This window comes from Salinicola sp. (genome assembly GCF_982684285.1).
The window spans coordinates 1-6,319 of the sequence record NZ_CEXLVS010000125.1; the positions used below are offsets into that span (position 1 = coordinate 1).

3 protein-coding genes are annotated in these 6,319 nt (G+C 64.4%); all 3 read right to left on the bottom strand.

The features are described from left to right. Positions 1 to 18 precede the first annotated feature (18 nt). Genes AC3AYF_RS12090 through tssK form a run of 3 tightly spaced genes read right to left on the bottom strand, consistent with a single transcriptional unit; the run spans position 19 to position 6,083 of the window. Positions 19 to 4,011, bottom strand: coding sequence for a type VI secretion protein IcmF/TssM N-terminal domain-containing protein (locus tag AC3AYF_RS12090; protein ID WP_487779783.1), 3,993 nt, complete (start codon positions 4,009 to 4,011; stop codon positions 19 to 21). A 15-nt stretch (positions 4,012 to 4,026) separates the two neighbouring features. After that, positions 4,027 to 4,740, bottom strand: a complete 714-nt coding sequence (gene icmH, locus AC3AYF_RS12095) for a type IVB secretion system protein IcmH/DotU (RefSeq protein ID WP_295039619.1) — start codon at positions 4,738 to 4,740, stop codon at positions 4,027 to 4,029. After that, complete coding sequence (tssK, locus tag AC3AYF_RS12100; RefSeq protein ID WP_295039622.1) at positions 4,737 to 6,083, bottom strand: type VI secretion system baseplate subunit TssK; 1,347 nt, start codon at positions 6,081 to 6,083, stop codon at positions 4,737 to 4,739. Before tssK ends, icmH begins: the two co-directional genes overlap by 4 nt. Between the last annotated feature and the right edge of the window lie 236 nt (positions 6,084 to 6,319).

Genomic DNA, 6,319 nt, shown 5'->3' on the forward strand with positions numbered 1-6,319 from the left:
GCCGTGGGCGCTCCGGCGTCACCGGCTCATCTGCGGAATGCTCAGAGACTTGATGCGCCGCAGATCCGATATCTTCACGCCACCGAAGTTGCGCACATCGAAGCTCACGGTCCCCATGTAGGTTCGCCAGCTGAAACGCTGACGGGCGCTGTCGATCGGGGTGATATGGGCGCTCTCGATCATGCGCAGGAAGCCCCATCGGTTGGGGTAGTCGAATACGGTGTGACGCTGCCCGTTACGGTTGATGATATCCATGCGCGCCCCGAAGGATTCGCCATCGCCCGGCCAGGTCAGCCGCTCCCAGGACTGGGTGTTGTTGCGATAGTGCAGACGCTGGCCATCGATCGTCAGGATGATATCGGTCAGCCCGGCGGTGGGGTTCACCTGCAGTTCGAAGCCGTTGCGCAGGTCCGAGAGGCTATCGATGACGCGTCCCAGTGCCGTGGCGTCGTCGATGCTGGAGAGCATGCGTGGATCGACCATCGGTGAACGCTGGCCGCTGCCCGAGCCGGCGAGGTCGCCGATTTCGTCCTGACGGAACTGGGAAAGCGCGCCCTGATCCGGATCGATGAAATACTCCAGATCCCGCACCGAAGCTTCGTTGACCGAGTCGCTGACCGGATAACGGCCGGCCACCATTTGATCCCACGGCGTGACGATCTTGTCGTCCCAGGCGGCGTTGAGTTGATTCTTGGCAGGTTCGTTGAGCGCAGCCCAGGTATCCTCGATCGGCGTCCGGAACAGCGGTTCCAGGGCCTGTACCAGCGGCGCCCGCGAGGTGGCCACCCGGGAGGCCACGAAGTTGCGCAGGCCGTTGATCTCGGTGGGCTGGCCCGAGAGCGTCGCCATGATGAGCGACTTGCTGCTGCGCCCCACGTCCTGGGCGCTGCGGACGTTGTCGACTCGCACCTTGAGCTGACGCAGATCGAGCAGATACTGGTTGAGAACGGAGTTGTCGCTTCCCGTCGCCTCGTCCGCGGAGAGCATCCGCGTCACCGGCCGGAAGTGACGCGCCAGTGCCCCATCGTTGATGCGTGGCAACGTCGCCAGGTCCACCGCCGGCCCATTGCCGCCGCCACCGTCGAAGACACTCATCACGCGTCCCCAGAAACTCTGGTCCTGAGCCTTGCCTTCGGCCTGCCCTTGTTCGTCGGTCGCCTTGGGATCGTCCCAGCCGGTGTTGGCCTTGACCGCTTCCAGCACCTGTCGCAACGGCGACCCCTGCAGGTCGCTCAACGCGGCCAGCCGGTCACTGGCCTGATCGAGCGTATCGAAACGGGAGACGTGGGTATTGCCGAGGAAGCGCTCCCAGGCGATGGCGTAATCCCGCTTGTAGCGAGCCATCAACTGGCTGACGAAGCGCGCCTTGGACTGGACGGCATCGTCGACGTCCTCGTCATCGAGAACCCAATCGGACTCGCGCTGCAGGTCGCCGGACACGGTCTGAATGATCGCCGGACGAAGATACTCGTCCCAGACCTGCCGGGTATAGAAGGCGGGCACGGCGCGGCTGGAGTAGAACAGCCGTCCGGGCATCTCCGGTGCCATTCTGGATAGCGTCAGCGGATCGTAGCGCTCCTCGACGTCGAGCTGGTAGCGCAGGTACTCGCGATCCACCAGGCTGCTGTCGATCAAAAACGCATTGAGGCGCTCGCGGCTATCGGCGACCAGGCTGTCATCCCGCTCGAGCGCCGGCGCCGTCCCCTGCTGCAGGTAATGCACGTAGAGCGCGGCATTGTCCATGATGCTGTCGCGAGTGCGGGACAGTCCGCGGCGCCGCACCGCATCCTGCCACAACCGTGGCAGCGCCGACGCGACGAAGTCGCCCTGGTCCCGGTGCGCCGCCGGGTCGGTCAGAATCAGGTAGAGCTTGAGCGAGGAGTAGCTCTCGATCAGTTGTTCGACATCCTCCTGGCTCAACCGGGTCAACATCTCCTCGGACAGAGAGGGGCCCTGTTCACCGGAAAGCGCCAGTGTCGATTCGTCGCCATCGCTGTCACCCACGGCTGTCCCCAGCGCGCTGGTGCGGTCACGCAATCCCTCCTCGAGCTCGGTCTCCGCGTTGCTGCGAGCGGAATACCAGGCATCCCTGGCACTGTCCGTGGTCCGCGAGCGCAGCTCGCTGCGAGCGCGACTACCCAGTTCCGAGGCACTGGTCGGCACGCTGCCCAGCGTGGGCCTCGAGGTGGAACGCTCACGCATGCGATCCATGGCATCACGACCGATCGCCTGCCCACGCGCTTCCACCGCACCGGTATCGCGGCGGGTTTCCCGCTCATCCGCGGCCCGCGGCTCGGCATCGGCGCTGGCTGTGTCGATGTCCCCATCCGGGGTGCCGAAACTGTCGAGGGAGCGCAATTGACGGGTCAATCGCCACGCCAGAGGCTGGAGGACATCCTCTCGGAGCAGCTCCGACCAGGCCCGTTTCAGCGGCTCCCGGAGGGCTTCCCCTTGATAGAGCCCCAGATCCAGCTTTAGGGGCACGCCGTTCTCGCGATGCCGCTCGATGGCGGCCAGCTGCTGTTCCAGGTCGCCTAGCATCTCGCGGCGTTCGTGGGGCTTGAGGCGACCGGTGCTGTTGCCGGTCATGATCTCATCCAGACGGTGCTGAATATGATCGACCCACAGCTTGTTGTTGTAGGCTGACCAGCCCTGGGCCGCGATGGCCGCGACGCCGAGCGCCCCCAGAGTGCCGATCATGAACGTCGGCAGCGTGCGCCGCTCACCCCGGTGCGAGTAGTAGAGACTCAGGTTGCGATCGGGGAAGACCACCTCACGGAAGGTGTCGGTGATGAAGTAGCTCTTCTCCCCGGCATGAGGCGCCGTCGTGCCGGTCTCGCTCGGCGCGAGCGCGAATTCGGCGCGAGTCTGATCATCCAGCAACGGCGGGAGCGCGGGGCCGGACTGCAAGGCGCTGGTGAAATAGAGGCCTCGCAATACCGGCGCCTGCTCGCCCTGCTGGGGAATGTCGAACTGCTCGAGGAAGTCGCTCAGCACGCCGAACAATTCGGCGAAGTAGTCGGGGAAGCGCAGCAGTTCGCTGTCGGCGTCGGTCCCCTCCTCTATCATCCGCCGGTCGACGCGTTGACGCAGGTTCGCGACCAGCCTCGGGAAACGGCGCTGGAAGGCGCTGATCACACCTTCTCGACGCAGCTCGTCCAGCGAGAAGGTCAGCCCCCACGGACGCTGGCGCTCGGTGGCATCCAGCGCCTCGAAGGTGCTGGTGAAGCCGGGCAGCAGGTCCGTCATGCTGAAGAACAGGTAGACAGGGGGGTTGATGCCCAGACAGCGACGATACTCGACCACCCGGCTCACCAGTTGCTCGGCAAGGGCATGGGCTTCCTGCCGCGACTGCTCGAGCAGCTCGGGAAGGCTGACGACCAGCACCAGACCGTTGATCGCCGGCTTGCGACGCTGCTTGCGCAGGGTCTTGAGAAAGTCGGCAAACTCGCTGGCAGGCCGGTCCTCGACAAGGTAGCGCCCGGCGGTATCGACCATCACCGCTTCGCGACTGAAGTACCAGTCGCAGTGCTGTGTCCCGCTCACCGCGGAAAGATTGCTGCCGCCGGCCATGGTCGCCGCCAGCGACGAACGGGTCAGCAGCGAGGTCTTGCCGGAGGCTGCCATGCCGATCACCAGATACCACGGCAATTCGTAGAGCGAGGCCTTGCCGCCATCGACCGAACGCGCCGCGCGCTGCATCGCCATGGCGTGCTTGAGGCGGTCGCTGAGAATCTGGTAATCGCCGGTCTCGCTCTCGGCCGCTTCGCGGTGCACCTCGAGTTCGACCAGATTCTCGATGCTGCGCTCGGCGCGGATGCGGTGATACTGGCGCATGACCACGACTAGCAGCCACAGCGCGGCCACCAGCGCCATGGCGATGAAGACCAGTTCACGCTCTTGCGTCAGCAGCGGCAGAATCAGCGCGCAAAGTGCCAGCCCCATCAGCAGCAGCACGATGGAGAGTGGCCAGAAGCCTTTCAGCGAGCGCAGGAATCGAAGAAAACGCATCGTCAAACTCGCTCGTCAGCGGGTGGAATTGAAGAGCTGCCGGATCTGCTCGACCAGCGAGTCGGTCTCACTGCCCAGCCACCAGCGCAGCCCGCCGTAGACGATCAGGCAGACCAACACGATTCCCAGCAGGTAGACCCACAACGGGATCTCGTAACGCAACAGCTGGCCGACCTGATCCGGCAGCTTCCAGCTCTCGTTGCGCTCGTCGCTCTGCTGCCGGTAGCGGGCGATATCCTGCCCCAGGGTATTGGCGATGTAGCGCAGCTGGTCCCGGTTCTCCAGGCTGTACTTGCCTTCGAAGCCGAGCGCGAGGCAGAGGTGATAGACCTCGAGCACGTCCAGATTGGCGCGCACGTCGCTGCGCAGACTGTCGAGGCGGTCGTAGAAACCTTCGCCGGCGAGATGCACGCCAAAATAGCGGTACTGGAACGGGTGCAGCTCGACATGCTCGCGGATATTGCCCACCCCGCCCTTGAGCACGCTCTCGTCGAGGAAGGCACAAAGGGCGTATTGGGCGTCCTTCACGGCATCGGCGCTGTAATTCTCGGCCCTGGCCTTCTCCTCGAATTCGCGCAGCCACTGATCGACACGTTCGAGAAAGCGCTCGACGCTTTCGGCCTGCTGACCGCGGCGCACCATCAGGACCATGGAGATGAAGTCGCGCGACAGTGTCTTGAGCGTTTGCGGCTCGGCGATCTCGGAGGGATGAGCAAGGGCTTCGGTCATTTCATTACCGCCATCAGTTCAATGCTGAGATTCTTGAATCCGCTGGGGACGTAAAAGGCGATCGCCTGGGCGTCCATCATGCGTTCGTAAACGGCGCCATGGGGTTCGAGCGCAAAATAGTGGTTGTCCAGCCGCACCGGAATCGCGCTGGGCATGCGGGAAGCATGGGTCAACGTACCGCCCGGCATCGCGGTATTGACCACCACCTCGATATCCTCCGGCGATCCGACCTTGAAGGCGCGGGGGACCAGCTCGAGGATCTGCGCACCCGGCATGTCGGCGTGGACGCTGATGTAGAAATCGGCGTTCTTGAGTCGAGCGTCGTTGAGCCGCCCGACATAGTAGGAAGGCCGCGTCTGCTCGAGCGGAATGGGGATGTACTGGTTGGGCACCACGATCTCGAGCAACTCCCGCACCACGCTTTCCAGCCCCAGCAGGGCCGGCGCCGGGTCGCGGTGGTCGTAGTCCGGGATGTCCGCCAGCTTGTGGGACATGGAAAACGTCATCAGGCTGGCGGCGAACTCGGCCAGAAAGCGATAGAGCGTTTCGGGGTGCAGTCGGGGATGCGCCAACAAGTGCGCCAGCTGCGGATAGGCACGATTGATGGTGTAGAGCAGCCAGAACAGCGTGACGTCGCTGGAGCCGAACTCCGCCACCTGATCGGCGCGCTCGCGGCGGCGGCCGGACAGCGCCTCGCTTCGCGCCTGCAGCATGCCGATCAGGCGGTTGGCGATGTCGAATGGCAGCGAGACGGCATCGATATGAAGCGCCGGCGGCATGAATCGCTCGCTCTCGAGATTGAAGCCACCGGCGGCGTTGCGCTTGAGCAGCGCGATCGGGCAATGGGTGAACCCATCCAAGCTGTCCCCTTCCATCAACAGCGTGGCGTTGAGCTCGAGCGTGCCCAGCTCGTTCTCCAGCGAGCCCTCGTTGAGATCGGGTCGCGTCTCGAAGCGCTGGACGTAGCGCCGCCCGCCGTGGCGTGGCGCATCCTGGTCGAGATAGCTTGGCGACCAGGGTTCCAGCGTACGCAGGGCGGCGTAGATCTTGACCTCACCATTGCGTGCCAGCTCCTCGAGGCTGCGCCCCGGCGGAAGCGGGTCGTGCTGGGGCGCGTCGATCAAAGTGCCATCGGGGAAGACCAGCTTGAGTCGGCTCAACCGCAACGTGCCCTGCTCGAGCGCACCTTCGTCAAAGGCGATCTCCTGCACGCCCCACTGGAAAGGGTGTTGGGCCCGGCGCGATTCGGCCAGCTGGCGCTGATGGAATTCGTCCTGATACTGAAAATGCTGGGGCAGGAGGAACATCCCCTCCGACCACATGATGCGGTTGTGTTTACTCACGTCCCTGTCCCGTGCCTCTGAATGCTGACGCCTGCCCGGCCACCCGTCGGATCACACGCTCCAATGGCCGCCGGCCCGACGCCGGAAGGATTACTTGCCGAGCAGGTCGTGCCCACGCTCGACTTCGACGCGGTCATCGACGAGGCGCAGCCGGACACCTTCCGAGGCGCTCAACAGACCGTCGTTCCTGAGCTCTTCGGCGTCCACCTGCTCGCGAGAGGCGAGTAGAACCAGAA